The organism is Pseudoflavonifractor sp. HCP28S3_F10 (genome assembly GCF_052065415.1).
GTDB lineage: Bacteria > Bacillota > Clostridia > Oscillospirales > Oscillospiraceae > Pseudoflavonifractor_A.
On record NZ_JBQHUB010000001.1, the window covers coordinates 16,438 to 39,828 of the forward strand.

Below are 23,391 nucleotides of genomic sequence, written 5' to 3' on the forward strand. Positions count from 1 at the left end.
TGCAATCACCTTTCGCCGGATCAGGGCTGGATCAGGCTGGCCAGACGCTTCAGAGAACGTTCAATGTGCTCCTCCTTATAGTCGGTGTCCTCCACACAGCGCAGAGCGCCGGTGGGGCAGTTCCGCACACAGGCCGGTTCCAGTCCGCAGTGAATGCGGGTAGCACAGCCGTCACATTTCTGCATTTTTCCCTCAGCGCTGAAAGAGGGGGCGCCGAAGGGACAGGCCATAGCGCAGCTGTGACAGCCGATACAGCTGGTATTGTCAAATACGGTAAGGCCGGTAGAGGCGTCCTTCGACAGGCAGCCGCAGGGGCAGGCGGTAATGCAGGGGGCATCCGTACAGTGCATACAGGCGGTAGCCATATAGGTGTACTTGCAGTGCCCCTGGCTGTCGGTCTGCTCCAGGTCGAATACCACCCGGAAGGGAGCCTCGCAGCGTTGGGTATCGATATCATTCTGATCCATGCAGGCCACGGCGCAGGCGCCGCAGGCCGAGCACTTCTCAATATCCAGGTCAATGATAATGGCCATATGTCAGTTCAGTCCTTCCAGATAGTCAATCAGAGCAGCAGGGACACCTTCGCGTTCCAGCCGTCCGCGGCCGGCAGGCCCCAGACGGGCATTCTCCCCGGTCAGGGTTTTGAGAAGGTAGCGTTTGAGGACGCCGCTGATACGGTAGTTGTCCAGGATATTTACGCATACCAGCCGGTTGCCGGAGGTGACCAGATCGACCCGGCCGCGGCCGTTCGGCAGATCAAAAATGCGGCGCTGCCCCTGTATCCGGATGTCTCCCAGACCGATAAAATCCATATCCATGAAATGAGTGATGTTGTGGGTGATGTTTCCGGGATAGGAGGTGGACACCGCGCCGGCGATATTGGCGCCGGCCGTCTCACCCTGGCGGGCGGCGTTGTCCCACAGGCCGATGATCTGGGTCTGGCCGGAGAGCAGGTTATAACCCTCGCAGCAGTCCCCGGCTGCGTAGATCCCGGGGGCTGAGGTCTGCATATGCTGGTCGACCACGATGCCGCGGCCCAGCTGGATCCCGCTGTCGGCAAGCTGGGTGTTGGCACGGGTACCGATGCACATCAGTGCAATGTCACAGGGCAGGCGGGTGCCGCCGCCAAGGCAGACATCCAGACCATGATCGGTCTGCTCAATGGCCTGAATGGGCTGGGAGAAGCGCAGATTGATCCCGAGACCGTCCAGACGGCGCTCGATCTCGGCCGCCACCTCGGGCAAAGCGGCGGTGGGAAAAATATGGGGCGCCATATCGGCTAAAGTGACCTGGATCCCCCGGCGGTGGAGCAGCTCTACCAGCTTGATGCCCACCATGGACGCACCGATCACGACGGCAGAGCGTACACCGCTCTCCAGCCTTTTTTGCAGTGCTTCCGCGTCACGGACCGTCCGCATACAAAAGACGCCGGGATGGTCCGCGCCCGGGATGGGGGGGACCAGAGCGCTGGCGCCGGTGGCCAGCACAATGTGATCAAAGCATGCAGTGCTCCCGTCTTCCAGGACAATTTGCCTGGTATGGGAATCCAGGGCGGTCACCGGGCTGTTCTGATGGAGCACAAGATCATACTCATCCTGAAGCGACTCCAATGTGCCGAAGGGGAACATACCATCGTAGGGCAGTTTGCCTGCGACATAATAGGTCGTGAGCATAGGATTGGCGGGGGGTTCACCAGTATTGCTGTAAACATGGATCTCGCCGCTGTAGCCGTGCGCCCGGAGGGATTTGACAGCATGAAAACCGGCACAGCCGAATCCGATAATTGCAGTGCGTTGCATCACAGGCTCCTTCTGGCCGCCCTACAGGGTGGCAATGATCTCAGGCAGAGACATGGATTCGCCATAGCCCAGGCTTTCCAGCGTACGGCCGGTGGACAGGTAATCCTGTCCATTGAGCTGTCCGGCGATTACGACCAGGGATTCCAGCAGAGGAACGCTGACGCCCAGACGGCGGGCAACCGACACGGCGAACGCGCCCGCGCAGGGACCATCCTCGGTCAGGTAGCGGTGGGCGGTATCATAGGGGCCGTCCAGTGTAAGGAAAACATCCAGCTGAGGGTTGTGTTCCGGGTCCAGAAGGCGGTTCATATGGATCATGGGGTCGCTGTGCTCCTCATAGCCCATGGCGGAAATGATACGGCGGCGCTCTTCGCTGGCCAGCTCGGCCAGATGGATGGAAGCGGGGGTAAGACCGTCAGTGAACAGATTAAAGCTCTGGCCCTTCTGGTCGATCTGGCAGGCAGAGAGAATGGTAGCGCCCAAATGAGTGACAAAGTTGTTGGAGTTAATGACGCAGTCAAAGACATTGACACAGGGGACCATCTCGATACAGCCGGCATAGGCGTCGATCACCCGCTGATTGTCGGAGGCGGGGAGGGCGGAAAAGCTCTTGGCCCGGAAGGGCATGCCCACCGTGGCTTCGGCGGCGCCGGTGAGGCGTGCAGGGAAAAGGTTTCCTTCCAATTCGGAAAGAGTCACATCGGCGGTCACGTTCATTTCCCGGAAGACCTTGCGGAAAATGAAGGAGCCAAGGTTACCGGGAGAGATGAGGATATGCTGCCCATCATGGATATGGGGCGCGATGGCACGGGCGACCTCCTCATGGCGGTAGGCCACCACAGAGATAATGAGCAGATCCGCCGATTCCGCAGCGGCGGCAAAATCATGCGTCACACAGTGAACGGGGGCAAATCCGCGCTCTTTGCCCCGGAGAAGGATGCCGCCGTTATCTGCAATGGCCTGAAAGCGGGAGGCAAACTGGGGTGTGTCACAGAGAGTGACCTCAAAGCCCTTGAGCGTAAAATAGGCAGCCGCGGCGTGCCCCGTGGAACCGCCGCCGAAAATGCTGATCTTATGGAACAAAAGACTCACTCCTTCAACTACAAAGTGGTGTGATAATACCATCTGAGCCCGCTTGGAAGAATATTCTTTTTGCCGGCATATCCCCAGTTTTCCAGCGGAGGCTCACGTATAAGGATGAGCGCCTGCTCCGGATCTTCTCCGATCTCCTGCAGACCGGCAAGGATGCTCTGATAGAACTGATTCTTCTGGGACTCTTCACGGCCCGGGAAACAGTCCACCTCGAATAAAAGATATCCCTGGGTCTTGGGGGGAGGGAGGAAGAAATCCTCCGGAGTGAACTCCATCATGCGAATGCTGTAACTGTTATCTGCCTTGCAGAATGTCTCTTGAAGCGCAGTACAAACAGCATTTTTTAAACGTGCCTTCTGATCGGGGGTACGGCCTTTGCACATGCTAATGGTAAGCACCGGCATAGAATCCCTCCTGTCTGACGGATGTTCCGGATCTGGATGGCCCCGGCAGAGGCGGGGTGTGCGGCCGCTCTGCCGGATCCCGGGAAACAGATATGGCGGAAGAACTGCTTTGGTTCAGCATGTACTTGCTCTGCTTTGCCGCAGACTGAATACCGGGAATAATTTCATTTTAGCCGCTTCCATTTGGAGAGTCCAATCGTTATTCGTGTTTTCGGGTTACCAAGAATTTTGTTATCGTGAGAGCAGAAAGGGCTGTTGGACGGCCGACGAACCGGGCTCTATACTGAAAATGATTCAGGGAGAAACCGCCTGAACAGAAAGGAGAATGCGGCGATGAACGTATTTTTGGAGCGGGCTTATGAGCTGGAACAGGATCTGATCGCGGACCGGCGATGGCTGCACCAGCACCCGGAACTTGGCCACCAACTGGATAAGACGGCAGATTACGTTAAAGGGCGCCTGCGTGAAATGGGTTATGAGCCAACGGATATAGGAGATCATGGCGTGACCGCGCTGGTGGGGAAACCCGCGGGACGCTGCATTCTGCTGCGGGCGGATATGGACGCCCTGCCCCTGTGCGAGGACACGTCGGAACCGTTCCGGATAGATGGTGAACGGATGCATGCCTGCGGGCATGACCTGCATACTGCCATGCTGCTTGGAGTGGCCCGTCTGCTCAAGCAGCGGGAGGAAGAGCTGCAGGGGCAGGTCAAACTGGTCTTTCAGCCGGCGGAGGAGACCCTTACCGGTGCACAGAATCTCATTGACGCGGGGGTGCTGGAGAACCCACACGTGGATGCAGCACTGGCCCTGCATGTGGATGTGGCGAGCCGCTACCGTCCGGGGACCCTCACCATGCATCGTCCGGGCGTGGCGTCAGCTTCCTGTGACCGCTATGTGATCCGCATCAAGGGAAAAGGAGGCCATGGCGCTACGCCCCATGAGTCGATCGATCCCATCAATGTGGGCGCCCATATCCATTTGGCGCTGCAGGAGATCGTCAGCCGGGAGGTACCGGCAAAAGACTCGGTGGTGTTGACGCAGGGGATCTTCCGCAGCGGAGATGCGCCCAATGTCATCCCGGAACAGGCCGAGATAGAGGGAACGCTGCGCTGTTATGACAATCAGATACGCCGGCAGGTGCTGGAGCGGATGAAGCAGATGGTGGAGATGATCGGAAGCGCTTTCCGCGCGGAGGTGCGCCTGGATGTGACCGGCGGCTGTGCGCCGGTATACAATGACCCCGAGCTTTTTGACCAGGTTGCAGGCTGGCTGAGGGAATTGGACGGCCCGGATTGGATGGATGTGGACGGGGAACTGTCGCCGGCATCGGAGGATTTTTCCAACTTCCTGGACCGTGTGCCGGGCGTGTTTTTCTTCGTTACAGCCGGAGACAGCGCGGAGGGGTATCAGTACTCCATGCACCATCCCAAAGTGGTCTTTGACGAGCGGGCGCTTCCCCGGGGCGCGGCCGGACTGGCATGGCTGGCGTGGCGCTGGCTCGGCGGGGACAGAGAAGTCTGAGTATAAACGGATCGGTCATCATTTTTTTTGTTGACAATCCACCATAACCAACGATTGGACATGGCTTTGTTTGGCGTTATATACTTAGAATCAGAAATTCCGGATCACAAAAAGTACTTCGGGATGGCCGGACCAAATGTGTGTGCGATTAGAAAACCAAAGAGGAGGGGCTCTGAAAATGAGTGAAAAAGTCCAACTGAAACGTACTTTGACCCTGTTCCCCTGCGTCATGATTATGGTAACGTCGGTCATCGGCGGAGGTATTTTTACCGTTCCCGGAGAGATCATGACCATTGCCATGGGCAGCGGACCCAATATCGTGGCCTGGATCGTGGCGGCGTTTGCGGTGCTGCTCATGGGACTGGTGTACTGTGAGCTTGCCACCGCTATGCCCGGCGCCGGCGGACCTTCGATCTACCTTCGGGAGGCCTATGGCGACAAGATGTCGTTCTTCTATGGCTGGTTCGCCATGCTCAACAATTCCGCGGTGCTGGCGGTCGTTTCCATTACATTTACCAATTATCTCAAGTTTTTTATCCCGCTGAGCCCGTTCCAGAGTAAGCTGGTAGCTACTGTAGTCCTGGTCACGGCCATGGCGACCAACGTGCGCGGCGTGAAAATGGGCGCCACAGCCACGAATATCCTTACCATTACCAAGCTGGTGGTGCTGGGCGGCATCATCATAGCCGGAGTGTTTTTCCTGGTGCCTGAGAATTTCCAGCCCGTTGTGGACGCGGAAAAGGGCTGGGGAACGGCCTTCGCCGCCGCGGTACCTGCGTTCTTTGCGTTTAGCGGATATAACCAGCTGACCTATATGAGCGAAGAGATCAAGGAGCCTGAGAAAACTTTGCCCCGCGCCATTCTGCTGGGCATCGGCGTTATTTGTGTGGTCTATATCCTTCTCTCGGTGGTGTGCGTGGGTACCCTTTCCGTGGAGACTCTGGCTGCCAGTTCCAACTCTGTGGCCATGGTCGCCGAGGTCATCTTTGGAAAAGTGGGAGCTGCGGTCGTTTCCATCGGCGCACTTATCTCTATTTATGGCCTGATCAATGCCGGCTTCATGTCCATGCCCCGCGTGGCGTTCAATGTTGGACGGGCTGGCCTGTTCCCCAGCTTTTTTGGGAAGATCCATCCTAAGTATGACACGCCCTACTGTTCCATCATGGTCTATTGCGGCATCGCGCTTTTCCTTATGTGGACCGGAAGCTTCAGCACTCTGCTGATGATGGTGGTCTTTGTAGGAAAGATTTCCGAGTTCCTCGTGGCCACCTCGCTGATGGTCCTGCGTAAAAAGCGGCCTGACCTGGTGCGCCCTGTAAAGATGCCTCTGTATCCCGCAAGCGTCATCCTTTCTGTCGCGCTGACGGTCTATCTGGCCTCCCTGGTACCGATGTACAAGATCCTGTGGAGCCTGGTATTTTGCGCTACCAGCGTGCCCGCCTATCTGATTTTCGCACTCCTGAAAAAGCGCGGCGGATCCGAAGCGTAATTCATGTTCCATAGAAATAAAAGGGCCGGAATCCCAGGATTCCGGCCCTTTTAATATGTATTGGAAAGGACAGTAAGGAGAATCAGAAACAGGTTTGGTTTTCCTCCGGCACTGCCAGACCCATGCGGCGGCACAGACGGTAATACCGCCGGCGTATGGGAGCCAGCCAGACCAGCAGCCGCTCCCGGGGGAGCAGCCAGTTGATGAGCAGCGACATGATCACGCCGATGCCGGTATCCAGCATCCGGTTGAGGGAGTAGCTCACATAGGTATCCACCGGGGTGTTGAACAGAATGATGCACAATACCACCCCGCCGGGCTGCACGGCGCCCACCCAGAAGACCTGGCTGAGGAGGATGAGGACCACCACTCCCACAAAGAGCAGGGGGATCAATGCCCAGCGGTGGTCTCCCTGGGGGAAGATATGGACATAGAGCCAGAAGAGCGCCATGCCCACAAAACCGCCGATGATGGTGCCGAAAAGCCGGTTGCCGCCATGAAGTTTGGAATGATCCATGTTCTGGCCCATGCCGAAGATGGCGCCGATACAGGCAAAGGTGGGGTTGCGGCCGATCAGGAGATAGAGCAGCGCGCACAGAGCCGCGGACAGGGCGGTCTTCAGGTTGCGCAGGCCGATCCTGGGCCATGTTCGGGCGGGGGTGTCACTCATATCATGTTCTCCTCTCCCTTTTTATGATCTGCAATCAGATTGGGCTGTTCTTTCATTCTGTTATATGTTATATATATAGAGTACCAGAAAAAACTCCGAATTTGAATTGTAGAAAAAGAGGAAAATTCTCCCCCTGTTCTGTATAAAACAGGAAACCAAACAGTTAAAATGAGATTATACTTGTATACCTAGCGAACAACTGATACAATAATGAACAAATGGCTCTCTGCGCGACTGAGCCGAAGGGAGAGGTCATATGAGCCTGGCCGACCGGTACTTTATTGAAAACTGCAAGGAGATTTTATCCCACGGCGTATGGGATACGGACCAGGAGGTGCGCCCCCGGTGGGAGGACGGTGCCCCCGCCCATACGATCAAGAAATTCGGTATCGTGAACCGCTATGACCTGCGTGAGGAGTTTCCGGTCCAGACCATCCGGCGGATGGCCTTCAAGAGCAGCGTGGACGAGCTGCTGTGGATCTGGCAGAAAAAGTCCAACAACATCCACGACCTCTCCAGCCGCATCTGGGACGCCTGGGCGGATGAGACCGGCTCCATCGGCAAGGCCTACGGATACCAGTTGGGGGTGAAGCACCATTATCCCGAGGGGGAGATGGACCAGGTGGACCGGGTGCTCTATGACCTGAAGCACAATCCGGCCTCCCGCCGGATCCTCACCAGTCTCTACAATCACCACGATCTGAGTGAGATGGCCCTTTACCCCTGCGCCTGGTCGGTGACCTTCAATGTCAGCGGCAGGACCCTCAATGCCATTCTGAACCAGCGCAGCCAGGACATGCTCACCGCCAACGGGTGGAACGTGATGCAGTACGCCGCCCTGGTCCATATGCTGGCCCAGGTCTCCGGGCTGGAGGCGGGGGAGCTGGTCCACGTCATCGCCGACGCACACATCTACGACCGGCATGTGCCCATCGTGGAGGAGCTGATAAGCCGCAGGCCCTATGACGCCCCCGCCCTGTGGATAGACCCGGCGGTGGAGGACTTTTATGACTTCACCCCCGACAGTCTGAAGCTGGAGGGCTACCAGGCCCATCCCCTGGCGGAGAAGATCCCGGTGGCGGTGTGAGCTGTCGGAGAAAAACAAGAAGAAAGAGGGAACGGGTATGAAAGCCATCGTGGCGGCGGACCGGAACTGGGCCATCGGGCGGGGAGGAGATCAGCTGGTCTATCTCTCAGAGGATCTGAAGCGATTCAAGGCCCTGACCATGGGCCATACGGTGATCCTGGGGCGCAGGACGCTGGCCACCTTCCCCGGCGGCCGGCCTTTGAAGGGCCGGCGGAACCTGGTGCTCTCCCGGGACCCGGAATTCCGGCCGGAGGGGGCGGAGGTCTATGGAGAACTGAGATCCCTGCTGACCGCCGCTCCGGAGGATTCCTTCGTCATCGGCGGCGGCAGTGTGTATGCCGCGCTGCTGCCCTGGTGCGATACGGTGTACGCCACCCGGATCGACGCGGCCTTCCCGGGCGCGGACACCTGGTTCCCTGACCTGGACGCCGACGGCGCCTGGGAGCGGACGGAGGAGAGCGGGCCGCTGGAGCAGGACGGGATCGTCTACCGCTATGTGACCTACCGGAGGAGAGCGTGATGTTTCGGGACGAGATAGAGGCCTATGTACCCCAGAGTCCCCAGGAGGAGGGCGACCGGCGGATGATACTGGAGTACATCCGCCGCTTTCCGGAGGATATCCTTACCCGGGACAACGCCATTGCCCATATCACCAGCTCGGGCTTTGTGGTCAACGCCGACGCCAGCCGGGTGTTGATGGCCCACCACAATATCTACCGGGTGTGGGCCTGGACCGGCGGCCACGCCGACGGGGACGGGGATCTGCTCGCGGTGGCCCTGCGGGAGGCACGGGAGGAGACCGGTGTGGAGCACATCCGCCCTCTTTCGGAAAAGATCGCGGCGGTGGACATCCTGCCCGTGTGGGGGCATGTGAAGCGGGGGAAGTGGGTGCCCTCCCATCAGCACCTCAACGTGTCCTACCTGCTGGTGGCCGACGACCGGGACCCGCTGGAGGTCCGTGCGGGGGAGAACAGCCGGGTGGGCTGGCTTCCGGCGGAGAAACTGCTGGAGTACACCAACGAGTGGCAGATGGATGGGGTCTATACCAAGCTGCTGGAGCGGGCCCGGCGTCTGCTGGGGAAAGATTAGGAAGCCGCGGACCGTCCCGAAGAGGATGGTCCGCGACTTTTTGCGTAAATCGCCAATTTATACTAGGAAAGAGAAGGAAAAAGGTGTATACTATAACCAAGTACTCCTGGAAACAGGAATGCTTGTGTTGAAAAAGGAGGCTAGGAATACAATGATTCAACTCGACCTTTCCAATATGACCAGCTTCGTTCCCGGGGACTGGTTCTCCTCCCGCCAGACGGCTCTGGACAGGGCCCGCGTCATGCTGGAGGAGGGCAACGGCCCCGGCGGCGAATTCACCGGCTGGGTCCACCTGCCCCGGGACTACGACAAGGAGGAATTCGGCCGCATTCAGAAGGCGGCGAAACGGATCCAGTCCGACTCCCAGGCCCTGGTGGTCATCGGCATCGGCGGCTCCTATCTGGGCGCCCGGGCCGTGGTGGAGCTGCTGCAGTCCCCCAACTATAATCTGAAAAAGAAGGACACGCCGGACATTTTCTTTGCCGGCAACGGCCTTTCCACCGATGCGCTGCTGGAGATCATCGAGCTGGTGAAGGACCGGGATTTCTCGGTCAATGTGATCTCCAAGTCGGGTACGACGACCGAGCCGGCGGTGGCCTTCCGCATCTTCAAGAGCCTGCTGGAGGAGAAGTACGGCAAGGAGGAGGCCAGAAAGCGCATTTACGCCACTACCGACGCCAGGCGCGGCGCCCTGAAGGGGCTGGCGGACAGCGAGGGGTATGAGACCTTCGTGGTGCCCGACGCTGTGGGCGGCCGCTACTCGGTGCTTACCGCCGTGGGCCTGCTGCCCATCGCCGTGGCCGGCATCGACCTGGAGAAGCTGATGGGCGGCGCCGCCGAGGCCATGGAGGCCCTGGCCGCACCCGGTCAGGACAACCCGGCCTGGCAGTATGCCGCCGCCCGCCACGCCCTGTATACCGCCGGTAAGAGCACCGAGATCCTGGTGGGCTACGAGCCCTCCTTCCGCTTCTTCGCCGAGTGGTGGAAGCAGCTCTACGGCGAGAGCGAGGGCAAGGAGAACAAGGGCCTCTTCCCCGCCAGTGTGGAGTTCACCGCCGACCTGCACTCCATGGGCCAGTACATTCAGCAGGGCCAGCGCCTGATGTTCGAGAGCGTGGTCCGTTTTGAGGAGTCCAGGGGTTCCTTCACCATCCCCAACGACCCGGACAATGTGGACGGGCTCAACTTCCTGTCGGGCAAGCCCCTCTCCTTTGTGGCGGAGCAGGCCCTCCGGGGTACCCTGCTGGCCCATGTGGACGGCGGCGTGCCCAACGTGATCATCCGGTGCGCCCGCCGGGACGAGCGCACCGTGGGAGAGCTCATCTACTTCTTTGAGTATGCCTGCGGTCTGTCCGGCTATCTGCTGGAGGTCAATCCCTTCGACCAGCCGGGCGTGGAGGCGTATAAAAAGAATATGTACGCCCTGCTGGGCAAGCCGGGCTACGAGGATCAGAAGGCGGCGCTGGAGGCCCGCCTGAATGGATGAGGCGTTGCGGGATCCTTTGAATTTTCAATGAACAACTCTGTAAATTGGTTGCAATCCGGACGTAAACATGGTAACATGAAACAAAGACCGGGAGGTCCCGGTGGACAAATAAGGAGTGATAACATATGGTGAGAGTGATCATGGGTGTCAAGGGCACTGGTAAGACCAAGCAGATGATCGACCTCATTAATTCCGCGGTGCACAGTGAGAACGGCAACGTGGTCTGCATCGAGCGGGGCAATAAGCTGACCTATGACATCCATTCTAAGATCCGCCTGGTGGAGGCCAGCCACTATGATATGGGCAGCTTCGAGTTCATGAAGGGCTTTATCAGCGGCATGTACGCCGGCAATTACGATATCACCCACGTCTTTATCGACAGCCTGACCAAGATCGTGGGCGTGGACGCCACCGATCATGCGCTGGAGGAGTTCCTGGACTGGCTGAACGCCTTCTCCGACAAGAACAGCATCAAGTTCACCGTCACCATCAGCGCCGACGCCTCCCTGGCCACCGAGGGCCTGCAGAAATACTTCTAAGCTGAGCGATTCCGGCGGGGCCGCACTTCTGTGCGGCCCCGCTTTTTCAGATTGAAAAAATTTTTTGGATACCCTGCAATAAAACCGCCTGTATCCGCGTTATATGGGTGAAAGGACCCAAAACCGATCACAAGAAAGGAAGGTATCCATATGAAGTACAACTGGAAGAAGAGCGTCAGCATCGTGGCCCTGGCGGCCCTCCTGACCGTGGGAGCAGCGGCGGCCTCCTCCGCAGTCCGCCAGAAGATTACCGCTGAGTTGCGGCCCGACATCACCCTGAAGGTGAACGGGGAAGTGCAGGAGCTGAAAAAGGGAGACGGCAAGGAGCTGTACGCCATCACTTACAACGGCACCACCTATCTGCCGGTGCGGGCGGTGGGAGAGGCCGTAGGCATGGAGGTCCGGTGGGACAGCAAGAGCCAGACGGTGTCCCTCACCGGAGAGAGCCGGAAGCCCGCCGTTTCAGAAGATGACGGCTATATCAGCCGCGAGAAGGCCGAGGCGGCCGCACTGAAGGACGCAGGAGTCAAACGGGCCGATGTGACCTTTGAGAAGAGCAAGCTGGACCGGGACGGGGACCGGGCGGTCTATGATATCGAGTTTTACAGCGCAGAGAAAGAGTATGACTATGAGATCGACGCCCTCACCGGGGAGATCCTGAAGCGGGAGCAGGAGCCCCGGCAGACCTCCGGCGCTTCCGGCCAGAGCCTGATCGGCGTGGAGAAGGCCAAAAAGCTGGCGGCGGAGCACGCCGGGCTGACCGTGAGTCAGGTGAAGTTTACCGAGTGTGAGCTGGATCGAGACGATGGCCGGGTGGTGTACGAGCTGGAATTCCGCTGCGGCGGCGAGGAATATGAGTACACCGTGGACGCGTGCTCCGGCGCCATCCTGGAGGCGGAGCGGGACTGAAGGGCATGGGTCCCGGTGGAAAAAAGGCGGGGATTCTGCTATACTGACCGTGTAACGCGGTAACGTCGGAACAGGGGGCGGCCCGCGGCCCCCCCCTCCCTTTTAGGAACAGGGAAAGGGGGTGCGGGTGTGTTTCTGATGATGGAGGGAGCCTGGGAGGCGGGACGCCGTCTGGCCCATACCGACTGCGAGCGGCTCCTGGCCGGTATCGCCCGGGGGGATCAGGAGGCCCTGGGGGAGTTCTACCAGGCCACGGACCGGGCGATCTACGCCTACGCCCTCTCTCTGACCCGCAGCCATCATGACGCCCAGGATGTGATGATGGAGACCTATCTGAAGATCCGTTCGGCCGCCCACCTCTATCAGCCCTGCGGCAAGCCCATGGCCTGGGTGTTCACCATCGTGAAGAACCTGGTGCGGGACCAGCAGCGGCGGGCGGGCCGGGAGGAGCTGATGGGCGACTGCCCCGAGGGGGAGCTGGCCCTGCCCGAGACCGACCGCAGCGACGAGGCCATGGTGCTGCGTCAGGCCATGCGTCTGCTGGGGCCGGAGGAGCGGCAGATCGTGCTGCTCCACGCGGTGTCCGGACTGAAGCACCGGGAGATCGCCGCCATGCTGGAGCGGCCCCTCTCCACTGTGCTGTCCAAATACCACCGGGCGCTGGCCAAGCTGAAGGCGGCCCTGCTGGCCGGAGAGGAGGTGTGACCATGGGAAAGGACTGGAGTGAGCGGGAGTTGGAGCGGCTGCTCCGCCAGGCAGTGGACCGGAGCGTGCCCGATGTGTACCAGGCCATCTCCCGGGAGCCGGCGGCGCCGCTGCTGAACCCGGATGGGATCGTGCCGCCTCCCATGGCCCGCCGCAGAAAGGGTCTGCCCCTGGCCCTGTGCGCCTGCGTGCTGTTGGCGCTGTGCATCGGCGGATTCGGATTTTTCCATACCGCCGCCATCATCTCCATCGGCGGCGGACCTGACCTGGAGCTGTCGGTGAACCGCTTTCAGCGGGTGCTGGCCGCTTCGGGATACAGCGAGACGGGGGAGATGGTGCTGTCCGGGCTCTCCCTGAGGTATCAGAGACTGGACGATGCGCTGGAGACGGTGGCCCGTTCTATGGAGGAACAGGGCTGCCTGACCGGGGAACAGGACATCCCCGTGGCGGTGGACGGCGGCGACTGGCGGTACAACCGGGAGCTGCTGGCCATGACCAGAGAGGTGCTGGAAGACCGGGTGGCCGGGAGCGGCGGCCAGGCCCATATCGTTCCTGTACCTGAACGCACAGCGCTCCCCTCCGTCCCGGCGGCAGAGGAGAGCGAGACGCCGCCGGCAGCCGTGCTGCCCTCTGTCCCGGCTGTTGTTCCGACAGTACAGCCCACCGCCCGGCCCGCCGCAGTCCCCGCTCCGGCGGATGTCGGGGAGGAGGGAGCCCTGTCGGCCGCCCTGAACCGGGCCGGATTGAAGCGGGAGAACGTTGAGCTCACAGAGCTGAAGCGGGAAGAGGAGGACGGAAGGACTGTCTATGAACTGGAGTTCCGGAGCGGGGACGCGGAATTTGAATGCGACGTGGCCGCCGATGGGACCATCCTGAAGTTCCGGCGGGAGGAGCGGGAGCCCGCACCCGTTCTGACGGTGACGAAGCAGCAGGCCTGGCAGGCAGCTTTCCGCCAGGCAGGGTGCGCGGAAGAGGAAACAGAGGACCGAACGCTGGGACTGGAGGAACAGGACGGAGCCTGGTACTATGAGCTGGAATTCCAGTGGCAGGGCCGGGAATATGAGTATCTGATCGACGCCGCCACGGGAGCCATCCTGGAGGCGGAGACCGGGCAGTAGGCCCGGAGAGAGGAGCGGGACCATGCTGCAGCACGAGATCACAGCCCCCATCCCCCTGCTGGACGAGCGGGGAAACCTGACGGAGCCGGGCTTTGCCCGGAAGCTGCTGCCGGTATATGACCGGAGCCGGATCCGCGCCCGTGCGGACCGGCGGAAGGAGTGGGACTATTACCTGGTGATGGGGGAGGGTTTCGCCCTGGCCCTCACTGTGGCCGACAACGGCTACATGGGGCTGGACTCCATCTCCCTGCTGGACTTTGAGGAGGGATGGCAGGTCACCCGCAGCCCCATGCGGCTGCTGCCCATGGGCCGCACCGGCCTGCCCGCCACCTCGGAGCGGGGGAACACCGTCAGCACCGGCCGGGGGTACAGCATCCTCTTCCGGAATGAGGGAGAAGGCCGCCGGGAGCTGCTGGCCCACATGGAGAACTTCCGGGACGGACAGACCCTGGACGCCCATGTGGTCCTCACCGGTGAGCCGGAGGAGTCCATGGTCATCTGCACCCCCTTTGACAAGCCGGGCCACTTCTACTACAACCAGAAAATCAACTGTATGGCGGCGTCGGGAACGGTGAAGCTGGGAGAGCGGACCTATCCCTTCCTGCCCGGCCGGGATTTCGGCACTCTGGACTGGGGCCGGGGGGTGTGGACCTACCACAACACCTGGTATTGGTCCTCCCTCTCCACCCGGGTGGAGGGGGTGCCCTTCGGCTTCAACCTGGGATACGGCTTTGGGGATACCTCCCATGCCACCGAGAACATGCTCTTTTACGGCGGAAAGGCCCACAAGCTGGGCCGGGTCCGCTTCCACATCCCCCGGGAGAGGGGCTTTGAACGCTTCACCGGGGCGGACTGGGCCTTCATCAGTGATGACGGACGGCTGGAGGCGGTGATGACCCCGGTGATGGACCGGGCGGCCTGTACCAGCGCGGGGATTATCAAGTCTGACCAGCACCAGGTGTTCGGCCGCTTCCGGGGCTCCGCCGTGCTGGGCGGCGGGAGGACCATCTATTTTGACGGGCCCATGGGCTTTGCCGAAAAGGTGGAGAACAAGTGGTAGGAGATCAAAAAACCGCCTGCGCTCTTTTGAGCGCAGGCGGTTTCGGTTTTGGGGCTAATCTTCATATATTGCACTGCTGTAAGTCTGGGGCGCGCCGGTATGGTCGGTGAGGGGGGCAAGGGCGCCGCCGGAGGGAGCGTACCAGACCCGGCCGTCGGAGGTGTAGGCCGCCATGCCGCCGCAGAAGGGGGAATAGCGGTCAGCCTCCATCAGAGCGGCGGGCGCGCCGCTCCATGTGCAGGCGTACAGAAGGCCGCCCTCCTCCTTCTGGTACCAGAGCTGCTTCCGGTCCGGGGACATCTGCCAGGAGAGGAGCCCGCTGTCCAGAAGCTCGGCCTCCCGGCCGGGGATCAGCCGGTAAAGTTCTCCGTTCATGGCCCGGACAAAGAGCGACTTCCCATCGGGACTCAGGGCGAAATCATCCACCAGCGTGTCGGGGAGCAGGGGCTCTGGCTCCTCCAAATGACCGGCCCGGACCCGGAAGAGATGGGTCGAGTCCAGACAATAGAGGGTCTGGCCATCGGGAGGGGCCAGAGAGCGCCGCAGCAGGTCAAATTCCAGAGACTGTGCCTCGCCGCCCTCCGTGAGATAGCAGGGCGTCTCTCCCGAGCCGTATCCGACGCAGAACCGGCCGGTGAGATGGGTCACGTCAAAATACCAGGCCTGGGAGAAGATCATAGTGCTAAAAGTGCTGGCCTGGGGCAGGATGGGGGAGAGAAAACTGAGATCCCGGTCCAGCAGGATGCCGCCGCTCCCCTGCCGGGTGAGGAAAACGCCGCAGGAAGGGGTGGTGTAAATGGCCTCGCTGCCATCCCGGTTGAGGACAAGGTCGCCGCTCCACTGGGAGGCGAGGAGGATGGAGCTTGCCCCGTTGCGGACATACAGGTCATCCATTTGGCCGTTGTTGGGATCGGAGGCTGAGCGGCTGTAGTAGAGATATTCGCCGCCGTCGGACACGGCCGCGGGGACGGCGTCCGTCATCACCGGGCGGGGCTCCCCGCCGTCCCGGGAGAGAAAGAGAGTGGCCTCCCCATCCTCCCCGGCGGCGGAAAAGGCCAGCGTGTCGCCGGAGGGGGAGAGGACGGGGCCGGAGAGGAGAGCGGCGCCGTCCTCCCAGAGGAAGAAGGTCTGGTTCCGGGCAGCGTCAAAATACAGCAGGCCGTCCCCGTCGGTGGTATAGCACACCACCCGGCCATCCATGGAACAGGCCAGATTCAAAAGCCGGCTCTCCTCGACATGGAGCGGAAGGGAAGTTCCACCCCAGAGGGCGTATAGCTGGGAGGCGCCCGTCAGGAGCGCGCCCTCTCCGGTGTAGGAGGGAAGAAGGTACCAGGCCGTATCTCCGTCGGGCAGGACGATCTCTTCTCCGTCCCGGTAAAGCGCCTGGGCATCACCGGAGTCCACCAGGCCATAGGGCTGCCGGGAGAGGGAAAAGTCGGGAGCGGGACGGGGCCGCAGCGCCAGCGCCGCTCCCACCGCCGCCAGCAGGACCAGAAGCGCCAGGCAGGCCCGCCGGGCCCTGCGGGAGAGCCGGGGCAGCCGGAGGACCGGAAGGGCGGCGGTATGGACCTGGGCCTCCTCCGGCGGGGCGGGAGGTCCTTCCTCCGGGGCGGGCGGAACGGAGGGAGGAACATCGGTCATGCCCCCCTCGGTCTGGAGGGGGGAACCGCAGCCGGGGCAGAACATCTCATCCCCGCTGCAGGGGGCGCCGCAATATGCACAGTACATATACCGCTCCTTTCGGGGATCATCCGTAGTCGATCACGCTGCCGCACAGCTTTCGGAAGGGCTGTCCCGGTATGGCGAACCAGGCGGAGCCTTCTTCGTCCAGGCAGAGGATGCCGCCGCCCAGAGCCCGGGGCGGGAACACCTGCTCCATTCCCTCCACCGGGCGGGGATTGCCCTTCCCGGCGCAGGACCAGAGAGTACCGCTGACGCGGCCCCACTCGTCTGCAGAGCCGCCGGAGTCTGCCACGGTGTAATAGAGGGCCTCGCCGCCGGCGGAGAGGGCGTAGCCCTCCACGTCCCGGGCCAGCTCGGTGAGCTCCCCGCCCCGGGTCCAGAGGGAGAGGATCTTGCCCTCCGGGTTGTAGACCAGCGCCCGGCGGCCGTCCGGGCAGAGCAGTCCGCCCAGCTGGCCGCCGTCGGGGGCGGAGGCGATGACCTCCGGTCCCTCATCGGGGCGGTCCAGGTCGAAAAGGGAGAGCTCCTGCCCCGCGTTGAGCAGAAGGGTGCGGCCGTCGGCGGAGGCGGCGGGGGTGAAATACTGCCCGGTCTTATGGGAGCGCAGGGAGCCGTCCGCTCCGAAGTAATACAGGGAGAGCTCAACGGTGCCGGCCGAGGAAAGGGAGAGCAGAGAGAGGTAGCCCAGGCCGGTCAGGTCGGCCGCGTCCAGAATGACGCCGGAGGTAGTCAGGGAGCGCCCGGCGTTGGCGGGCAGGGCCGCCGACATCAGCGCGGAAGCGCCGGACAGGGCGGCGGAACCATGGGACAGGGGGACGGATCCGCCCCCCTCCCGGCAGAGGAAGGCCCCGTCGTCAGTGGAAAAGAGCATCTGTCTCCCGGTCCGGTCCAGATAAAAGAAGCGGGGGGCCTCCTCGTGAAGCAGGACGGAGCTGTGGCCGTCCCAGACGAAAAAGCCGTCGCCGTAGGCGGGGGTGTAATAGAGATAGTCTCCGCCGTTGGAGGCGGCCACCGGCACGGCGCCTTTCAGCACCGCCTCCTCCCGCCCGTCCCGGGTCCACCGGCAGACGGAGACGGCGGAAGTATCCGAGTGGTAGGCGGCGTAGTAGAGGTCCTCCCCGTCGGGGGAGAAGCAGACCGACCCGGTATGGGAGGAGGCCAGCCGCGCGGTGACCAGCGTGTCGCTCAGCGTGGCGGTGTCCACCAGATGGAGCTCAAGGCCGTCCACATAGAAAAGCCAGCGGCCGCAGAAGGAGAGGCCGATCTCATCGCATTCCTCCGCAACAGGGAAGAGCCCCCGGGCGGTGAGCAGGTAAAAGGGGCCGCTCAGGTCATAGGAATTGTCCGTGCCTTCCAGACAGAGCACGGCGGAGCCGTCAGCCGAGCGGTTTTGGACCATATAGGTGTGACCGCCGGGCATCCGGGCAACCTCCTCTCCATCGAAGAGAAAAAGGGTAGCCTCGTCATTGCGGACCCAGCAGGAGGAATGGCTTTGCAGCCCCAGCGCAGGCCCCGGGGCGGCCTGGAACAGCCGGAGCAGGAGCACCGCCGCCGCAATGAGGAGCACGGCAGCGGCGGGAAAAAGCAGCCGCTTCCCACAGGGACGGCTGGGCGGGACGGCCTGCGCCGGGCCTGCCTCCGGGGAGATGCGCTCCGGCGGAGGGGCGTGTTCCGCGGGGGGCTCCGGCTGGAGGGGGGAACCGCACACGGGGCAGAAGAGCCCCTCTTCCATATGGACAGTATGGCAGAACGGGCAGTACATGGCGTCCTCTCCTCTCAGGCCCGGGAATGATCGGTATGCTCAGTTTACCATAAGCGGGACGATTTTGAAAGGGGGCCTTTCAGGTGCGGAAAGACAGACGTCAGGGGGCCGCCGGATATCGGGCGGCCCCCTGACAATAAAGAGAGGATCAAAAAGAGAAAAAGCATTTTAATGGAAGAGCCCGGTAATGGCGTTCCAGAAGTCCCGGAACATGGCCTTGATACGGGTCCACAGGGTACCGTTGTCGGAGTGCCGGGCGGGGGCGGTCTCCTCATCCGGTTCCTCACCGGCCTTGATCTCCTGCGTGCGGAGGATGAACTGCACGCTGTTCACGTCCTGGTTGCGGGCGTCGGTCATGGACTGGGGCCTGGCGGCGGCGTCCATCAGCAGCAGGTTGTTGTCACCCCCGGTGTGGCTCTCCCACTCATCGTCGATGAGGCCGGTGATGGTATCCTTGGCATTGCGGATGGTATCGGTTTCGTTCAGGCCGGTGGTGGAGCGGCGCAGAGCCTCAGCCAGGCCGGACAGGGCCTGCCGGGTGCCGGCGTCCAGATCGCCGCCGCTGGCTTTCAGAAGAGACTCGGTCTGCTGCGCGGCGCCGGTCAGGGCGCTCAGACTGTCGCTTGCCGCAGTCACCAGATCCTGAGCGTCGGACAGGGCCTGCTGGGCCTTGGGTTCATAGGCGACCAGGGTGTCGTCCAGCTGCTTGACCAGATCCAGGGCGGTGTCGGCGTTCCGGGTGACCCGGCCGGCCAGATCGCCCAGCTCATCCAGGTGGGTCAGCAGGGTGGAGGCGTCCCCCTCGTGCTCCTTCAGGTCCTTGAGCAGATCGGAGGCCAGTTTGGACAGCTTCGCCAGGTCGCCGCTGAGCCCGTCATCGCCCAGAAAGACGGTGAGGCGCTGCAGGTCCTCCACCACCCGGGCGGTGGGCTTGGTCAGGCCGGTGATGAGGCCGTTGATCTCGCCGATCTTGTCATTGACGCCGTCCACGCCGGAATTCACGCTGTCCAGGGTGGACATGAGGTCCTGATAGTCCTGGGTCTGGGTAAAAGCGATGAGCTGCTCGATACCGGTGGCCTGGGCGTCGGCGGCCTCAGGCGAGAGGCCCTGGCCGGTAAAGTAGCCCACCAGGAAGGTGTGGAAGGGCAGCTGGGCGCGGATGACATCCTCGCTGGCGCCGGAAGCGGCGGAGAGCTCCTTGACCTTGGCCTCATAGGCGGCCTCCAGCTTCTTGGCGGCGCTGATCTTGCTGAGAAGCTCCGTGACCGTCATCTGGGTGCCGCCCACATTGACCTTGGTGCTGTCGGTCAGGTCGGAGGGGTCCACCTCGGACACGCCGCTGGCGCTCCTGAGGGCGCTCTCCAGCTTGGAGAGGCTGCTCTCCAGGTCCTCCAGAGCGTCGCCCATGTCCTCACAGTCGCTCTGAAGGTCGCCGGAGATCTGGGAGGCGGACTTGTTGTAGGATTCCAGGCTGCCGGCCAGGTCTTTGAGCTTCTTCGTGTCGGACTGGATGGACTGGATGGCGCTGCGGGCACACTCCAGCTCGGGCTTGAGGGCCATGGCGTTGTCGGTGAGGGCGGTAAGGGTGGAAGTGGCGTCGGTCAGGGCCTGGGAGGCGCTGTCCAGATGGCCGTTGACCGGCTTCATGGAGTTGGTCAGACTGCCGGAGGCGCTGAGCGCCGCGTCCACACTGCTGTAGACGCCGCCCTTTCCGGCCGAGATGGTCCCTCTGGCCCGATTGAGCTGGTCCAGGCCGTTGGCGGTGGCGTTCAGACTGCCGCTCATGCCGTCCAGAGAGTTGAGGATCACATCCAGACTGTCGTTGATGGCGTCATAGGACTCCTCGGTCTTTTCCTTGGCCTCCCGCAGATCGGCGATCTGGTCCAGCTGCTGCAGGGTGGCGGGAACGGCCAGCAGCACCAGGCCGGAGAAGGAGAAATCCTCGCTGCCCACCCGGATGGCAAAATGCTGCTCCTCTCCGGGCATGACCATAAAGAGCACTGCGCGCAGGTTGCCTACCAGCTGTACCTGGGCGCCGGGTGCCTCCAGCGAGGTGATGTCATCGGCGTTGAAGGCGGTGGCGGCGGTGAGGACCAGGTTGTTCCGGGCATACTCAGAGGCGGAGGGGTTGGGGAGCACGTCCAGGTCGATCTCCACCAGACCGGTGCTGCCTGCAAGATCCTCAGCCAGGGCGGGCGCGCCGTTGAGCTTGTAGGAGAGGGAGATGGTCCAGGGCAGGTCGCGGAAGGGCTGTTCGGTCTTGCCTTCAAAGTAGAAGCGGTCGGGGGCGTCCTCCCCCAGGTCGAAGGTGACGGCACCGTCGGCCATTGTGGGCGCGCGGTCGTCGGTCAGGTTGATCACCTCGTCGTAGGAACCATAGTCGGTGAGGGTAGAGCGGCCGTTGGTCCGGTAGCTCTTGACCACACTGGCGTCCTTCAATCCGCCGTAATAATCCAGCGTGGCATAGTAGGACTCATCACAGACCGGGGAGAGCTCCCCGGCGGCCATGGCGGGGGTCAGGGTCCCCAGGACCAGAGCGGCGCTCATCGCCAGAGCCAGGGCGCGTTTATGGGTCAATTTCATGGAAATGAACTCCTTTCAGTGGGTTTCGGCGGCGTCAGACGTTTTGCCGGACAGACTGTCCCCGGCGGAAACAGCATCGGAAACAGTATCGGCGGCAGGGATCGCGGTCTTCTGCTCCGGAAGACAGGCGCGCCGGGAAGACCGCCGCGGCTTGGGGGTCCGCCAGTGAAGAGTGGTCCTGGCGACGACGGGTTCAAAGACCGCCAGCACGGACGGGAGAATGAAGATGCTTACCAGAGCGGAAATGATGGCGCCCCGGGAGAGCATGCGGCAGATATCGCCGACGATGTCCATGGTAGAGACCAGAGATACGCCCAAGGTGGAGCAGAAGAACACGAGGGCGCTGGTGATAATGGAGGTGTCGGCCGAACAGGCGGCGATATGGATGGCCTCCAGGCGGTCATGGCCCTTCTGCAGTTCCTCCTGAAAACGGGTGGTCATCAGGATGGCGTAGTCCACGGTGGCGCCCAGCTGGACACAGCCGATGACGGTGGGGGCCACAAAGGCAATGGAAGTACCTGTAAAATAGGGAATGCCCTGATTGATGAAGATGGCCAGCTCGATGGTGGCCACCAGAAGGATGGGGATGCCGATGGACCGGAACGTGAGGGCCACCAGGATCAGAATGGCCAGAATGGACAGATAGCTGGTAACGGTGAAATCCACGTCGGCGGTAGTGATGAGGTCGGCGGTCATGGCACCCTCGCCGGTGATGTAGGCGTCCGGGTCATAGGACTTGAGAAGGGTGTTGAGCGTGTCCAGCTGCTTCGCCACCTCATCCGAGGCAGTGACATAGGAGGAGTTGACCATCATCATCTGATAGCCGTCCTTCTTGCAGAGAGCCTTGATGGAGTCGGGGATAAAGAAATCGGGGATACCGGTGGGAAGCAGCTTATCGTAGGATACCACGCTGGTAATGCCGGGGACCTCTTCAATGGCCTGCGTCAGCTCCAGCATATCGGCGTGGCTCAGGCCGTCTTTCATGACGATGAAATGAGTACAGGCCATGCCGAATTCATCCTTGAGCTTGTTGGTGGAGACGATGGAGGGCATATCCTGGGGCAGCGATTCGTCCAGCTTGTAGTAGACCTGGGTGTGGTTATTGGCGTAAACAGCCGGGAAGAAGAGAAGAAGGAAAAGCGCCACAAACGCCTTCCGGTGCCGGATAATGAAGGTGTTCACCCGGCTCAGATTGGGTTTGAGGGTAGGATGGCGGTACTTTTGGAGCTTCTGATCCATCAGAAGCAGAATGGAGGGGAGGACCAGGATTACGGTAACGACGCCCAGCACCACACCCTTTGCCATGACAAGGCCAATGTCGCGGCCCAGTGTCAAACGCATGAAGCACAGGGCCAGAAAGCCGGCAATGGTGGTCATGGAGCTGCCAGTCAGGGATTTGAACGCGGCTACAATGGCAGTGGACATAGCGTCCCGTTTATCGTCGTAATGATGGAGTTCTTCCATGTAGCGGTCATAGAGAAAAATGGAGTAGTCCATGGTGACGCCGAGCTGCAAAACAGCGGCAATGGCCTGTGTAATAAAGGAGATCTGTCCCAGGAATATGTTGGTGCCGAAGTTGTAGATCACCGCTAGGCCGATGGACAGCGTAAGGGCAACGGGCAGCAGCCAAGAGTCCATCATGGCACACATGGCGACCATGGCTAGGAGGACAGCCACCACCACATACATGGGCATCTCTTTGGTGATGAGGTCCCGGGTGTCCTTGGTGAAAACGGAGAAGCCGGCCAGAAAACAGTTTTTGTTGCACAGAGAGCGGACCTGCCCGATGGCCTTCATGGTGGCCTCAGATGCGCCGGGCTGTTCGTACTGAACGATCATCATGGTGGCGTCCCCGGAGAAGAAAATGTCCCGGATATCCTCAGGGATCATTTCCTGAGGGATCTGAATGCCGACCAGGTTGGAGATCCAGATGGCCCCGCTGACGCCGGGGACCTCCTTGACCTGCTCCAGAAGCCGGTTGGAATATTCCGGCGGCATGCCCTCCACGATGAGCATGGTGGTGGCGGCCATGTGGAAGGGATCTTCCAGCAGGGCCTCGCCCTTGGCGGAGTCCAGATCCTGGGGCAGGTAGGACAGGATATCATAGTTGATGTGGGTAAAAGCGGCACCCAGTATGCTGGGGATGAGCAGAAGCACCGCGATCATGACGACGAGCCTTGGCTTCCGGGTCAGCTTGTGGGCGATTTTTTCCAGCACGATTGTCACCTTCCTGAAACGCTGGATGCGTTGACTTGATTGGCTTTACGCTTTGGCATTTTAGGTTGGCGCAAACGAAAAGTCAACGAAGGAGAAGGTTTCCTCATAATTCTTAATAAATGGGACAGGGCGGGACGCTTTTATAATTCTTAATAGTCGTATGGGGCGCTTTTTG

The 23,391-nt window shown here is 61.4% G+C and carries 20 protein-coding genes; 11 read left to right on the forward strand and 9 right to left on the reverse strand.

The window, feature by feature from the left end:
* Positions 1–20: 20 nt before the first annotated feature.
* From ACTNBZ_RS00080 to ACTNBZ_RS00095, 4 genes are read right to left on the reverse strand one after another with little or no spacing between them, the layout of a single operon-like run.
* Positions 21–533, reverse strand: a complete 513-nt coding sequence (locus tag ACTNBZ_RS00080; RefSeq protein ID WP_441207604.1) for a 4Fe-4S dicluster domain-containing protein — start codon at positions 531–533, stop codon at positions 21–23.
* Between the two features lie 3 nt (positions 534–536).
* Positions 537–1,799 (reverse strand): NAD(P)/FAD-dependent oxidoreductase, encoded by a 1,263-nt coding sequence (locus tag ACTNBZ_RS00085; RefSeq protein WP_441207605.1) that lies wholly within the window; start codon positions 1,797–1,799, stop codon positions 537–539.
* A 21-nt stretch (positions 1,800–1,820) separates the two neighbouring features.
* Complete coding sequence (locus ACTNBZ_RS00090) at positions 1,821–2,882, reverse strand: NAD/NADP octopine/nopaline dehydrogenase family protein (RefSeq protein ID WP_441207606.1); 1,062 nt, start codon at positions 2,880–2,882, stop codon at positions 1,821–1,823.
* Between the two features lie 17 nt (positions 2,883–2,899).
* The gene (locus ACTNBZ_RS00095) at positions 2,900–3,295 is read right to left on the reverse strand and encodes a tautomerase family protein (protein ID WP_441207607.1); all 396 of its coding nucleotides are present in this window, start codon (positions 3,293–3,295) and stop codon (positions 2,900–2,902) included.
* A 333-nt stretch (positions 3,296–3,628) separates the two neighbouring features.
* Here ACTNBZ_RS00095 and ACTNBZ_RS00100 point away from each other — a divergent pair, with 333 nt between their 5' ends.
* Positions 3,629–4,819, forward strand: coding sequence for a M20 metallopeptidase family protein (locus tag ACTNBZ_RS00100; RefSeq protein ID WP_441207608.1), 1,191 nt, complete (start codon positions 3,629–3,631; stop codon positions 4,817–4,819).
* Positions 4,820–4,997: 178 nt separating this feature from the next.
* Positions 4,998–6,308 carry an APC family permease gene (locus ACTNBZ_RS00105; RefSeq protein WP_441207609.1) on the forward strand — a complete coding sequence of 437 codons (1,311 nt, stop codon included), beginning with the start codon at positions 4,998–5,000 and terminating at the stop codon, positions 6,306–6,308.
* 82 nt (positions 6,309–6,390) lie between these two features.
* Here ACTNBZ_RS00105 and ACTNBZ_RS00110 read toward each other — a convergent pair whose 3' ends face one another.
* Complete coding sequence (locus ACTNBZ_RS00110) at positions 6,391–6,978, reverse strand: FUSC family protein (RefSeq protein WP_441207610.1); 588 nt, start codon at positions 6,976–6,978, stop codon at positions 6,391–6,393.
* 256 nt (positions 6,979–7,234) lie between these two features.
* Here ACTNBZ_RS00110 and thyA point away from each other — a divergent pair, with 256 nt between their 5' ends.
* The 9 genes from thyA to ACTNBZ_RS00155 all read left to right on the forward strand — a co-directional run bounded on the left by thyA (position 7,235) and on the right by ACTNBZ_RS00155 (position 14,971).
* Positions 7,235–8,065, forward strand: a complete 831-nt coding sequence (thyA, locus tag ACTNBZ_RS00115; protein ID WP_441207611.1) for a thymidylate synthase — start codon at positions 7,235–7,237, stop codon at positions 8,063–8,065.
* A gap of 37 nt (positions 8,066–8,102) precedes the next feature.
* Positions 8,103–8,585 carry a dihydrofolate reductase gene (locus ACTNBZ_RS00120; protein ID WP_441207612.1) on the forward strand — a complete coding sequence of 161 codons (483 nt, stop codon included), beginning with the start codon at positions 8,103–8,105 and terminating at the stop codon, positions 8,583–8,585.
* Entirely contained in the window at positions 8,585–9,154 is a 570-nt protein-coding gene (locus tag ACTNBZ_RS00125; RefSeq protein ID WP_441207613.1) for an NUDIX hydrolase, read from the forward strand. Before ACTNBZ_RS00120 ends, ACTNBZ_RS00125 begins: the two co-directional genes overlap by 1 nt.
* A gap of 151 nt (positions 9,155–9,305) precedes the next feature.
* On the forward strand, positions 9,306–10,640 hold the full coding sequence (locus ACTNBZ_RS00130) for a glucose-6-phosphate isomerase (protein WP_441207614.1): 1,335 nt from the start codon (positions 9,306–9,308) through the stop codon (positions 10,638–10,640).
* 125 nt (positions 10,641–10,765) lie between these two features.
* Entirely contained in the window at positions 10,766–11,179 is a 414-nt protein-coding gene (locus tag ACTNBZ_RS00135) for a hypothetical protein (protein WP_441207615.1), read from the forward strand.
* A 150-nt stretch (positions 11,180–11,329) separates the two neighbouring features.
* Positions 11,330–12,088, forward strand: coding sequence for a PepSY domain-containing protein (locus ACTNBZ_RS00140; protein WP_441207616.1), 759 nt, complete (start codon positions 11,330–11,332; stop codon positions 12,086–12,088).
* A gap of 138 nt (positions 12,089–12,226) precedes the next feature.
* Positions 12,227–12,793, forward strand: a complete 567-nt coding sequence (locus tag ACTNBZ_RS00145) for an RNA polymerase sigma factor (RefSeq protein ID WP_441207881.1) — start codon at positions 12,227–12,229, stop codon at positions 12,791–12,793.
* Between the two features lie 2 nt (positions 12,794–12,795).
* Positions 12,796–13,911, forward strand: a complete 1,116-nt coding sequence (locus ACTNBZ_RS00150; protein WP_441207617.1) for a PepSY domain-containing protein — start codon at positions 12,796–12,798, stop codon at positions 13,909–13,911.
* Between the two features lie 22 nt (positions 13,912–13,933).
* On the forward strand, positions 13,934–14,971 hold the full coding sequence (locus tag ACTNBZ_RS00155) for a DUF2804 domain-containing protein (RefSeq protein ID WP_441207618.1): 1,038 nt from the start codon (positions 13,934–13,936) through the stop codon (positions 14,969–14,971).
* A 54-nt stretch (positions 14,972–15,025) separates the two neighbouring features.
* Here the strand turns inward: ACTNBZ_RS00155 and ACTNBZ_RS00160 are convergent, their stop codons facing one another.
* From ACTNBZ_RS00160 to ACTNBZ_RS00175, 4 genes are all read right to left on the reverse strand, one after another.
* Positions 15,026–16,699: a hypothetical protein gene (locus ACTNBZ_RS00160; RefSeq protein ID WP_441207619.1), complete on the reverse strand. Its 1,674-nt coding sequence runs from the start codon at positions 16,697–16,699 to the stop codon at positions 15,026–15,028.
* Between the two features lie 19 nt (positions 16,700–16,718).
* Positions 16,719–18,416: a hypothetical protein gene (locus tag ACTNBZ_RS00165; RefSeq protein ID WP_441207620.1), complete on the reverse strand. Its 1,698-nt coding sequence runs from the start codon at positions 18,414–18,416 to the stop codon at positions 16,719–16,721.
* A 168-nt stretch (positions 18,417–18,584) separates the two neighbouring features.
* Positions 18,585–20,999: a hypothetical protein gene (locus ACTNBZ_RS00170; protein ID WP_441207621.1), complete on the reverse strand. Its 2,415-nt coding sequence runs from the start codon at positions 20,997–20,999 to the stop codon at positions 18,585–18,587.
* 15 nt (positions 21,000–21,014) lie between these two features.
* Positions 21,015–23,216: an efflux RND transporter permease subunit gene (locus tag ACTNBZ_RS00175; protein ID WP_441207622.1), complete on the reverse strand. Its 2,202-nt coding sequence runs from the start codon at positions 23,214–23,216 to the stop codon at positions 21,015–21,017.
* Positions 23,217–23,391: the final 175 nt, after the last annotated feature.

What these genes read in the sequence shown, in the direction of transcription:
- ACTNBZ_RS00140 (WP_441207616.1), top strand. Translation starts at nt 11,330, where the DNA reads ATGAAGTACAACTGGAAGAAGAGCGTCAGCATCGTGGCCCTGGCGGCC.
- ACTNBZ_RS00125 (WP_441207613.1), top strand. Translation starts at nt 8,585, where the DNA reads ATGTTTCGGGACGAGATAGAGGCCTATGTACCCCAGAGTCCCCAGGAG.
- ACTNBZ_RS00135 (WP_441207615.1), top strand. Translation starts at nt 10,766, where the DNA reads ATGGTGAGAGTGATCATGGGTGTCAAGGGCACTGGTAAGACCAAGCAG.
- ACTNBZ_RS00165 (WP_441207620.1), bottom strand. Translation starts at nt 18,416, where the DNA reads ATGTACTGCCCGTTCTGCCATACTGTCCATATGGAAGAGGGGCTCTTC.
- ACTNBZ_RS00105 (WP_441207609.1), top strand. Translation starts at nt 4,998, where the DNA reads ATGAGTGAAAAAGTCCAACTGAAACGTACTTTGACCCTGTTCCCCTGC.
- ACTNBZ_RS00130 (WP_441207614.1), top strand. Translation starts at nt 9,306, where the DNA reads ATGATTCAACTCGACCTTTCCAATATGACCAGCTTCGTTCCCGGGGAC.
- ACTNBZ_RS00100 (WP_441207608.1), top strand. Translation starts at nt 3,629, where the DNA reads ATGAACGTATTTTTGGAGCGGGCTTATGAGCTGGAACAGGATCTGATC.
- ACTNBZ_RS00155 (WP_441207618.1), top strand. Translation starts at nt 13,934, where the DNA reads ATGCTGCAGCACGAGATCACAGCCCCCATCCCCCTGCTGGACGAGCGG.
- ACTNBZ_RS00150 (WP_441207617.1), top strand. Translation starts at nt 12,796, where the DNA reads ATGGGAAAGGACTGGAGTGAGCGGGAGTTGGAGCGGCTGCTCCGCCAG.
- ACTNBZ_RS00120 (WP_441207612.1), top strand. Translation starts at nt 8,103, where the DNA reads ATGAAAGCCATCGTGGCGGCGGACCGGAACTGGGCCATCGGGCGGGGA.
- ACTNBZ_RS00170 (WP_441207621.1), bottom strand. Translation starts at nt 20,999, where the DNA reads ATGAAATTGACCCATAAACGCGCCCTGGCTCTGGCGATGAGCGCCGCT.
- ACTNBZ_RS00080 (WP_441207604.1), bottom strand. Translation starts at nt 533, where the DNA reads ATGGCCATTATCATTGACCTGGATATTGAGAAGTGCTCGGCCTGCGGC.
- thyA (WP_441207611.1), top strand. Translation starts at nt 7,235, where the DNA reads ATGAGCCTGGCCGACCGGTACTTTATTGAAAACTGCAAGGAGATTTTA.
- ACTNBZ_RS00160 (WP_441207619.1), bottom strand. Translation starts at nt 16,699, where the DNA reads ATGTACTGTGCATATTGCGGCGCCCCCTGCAGCGGGGATGAGATGTTC.
- ACTNBZ_RS00145 (WP_441207881.1), top strand. Translation starts at nt 12,227, where the DNA reads ATGATGGAGGGAGCCTGGGAGGCGGGACGCCGTCTGGCCCATACCGAC.
- ACTNBZ_RS00085 (WP_441207605.1), bottom strand. Translation starts at nt 1,799, where the DNA reads ATGCAACGCACTGCAATTATCGGATTCGGCTGTGCCGGTTTTCATGCT.
- ACTNBZ_RS00095 (WP_441207607.1), bottom strand. Translation starts at nt 3,295, where the DNA reads ATGCCGGTGCTTACCATTAGCATGTGCAAAGGCCGTACCCCCGATCAG.
- ACTNBZ_RS00110 (WP_441207610.1), bottom strand. Translation starts at nt 6,978, where the DNA reads ATGAGTGACACCCCCGCCCGAACATGGCCCAGGATCGGCCTGCGCAAC.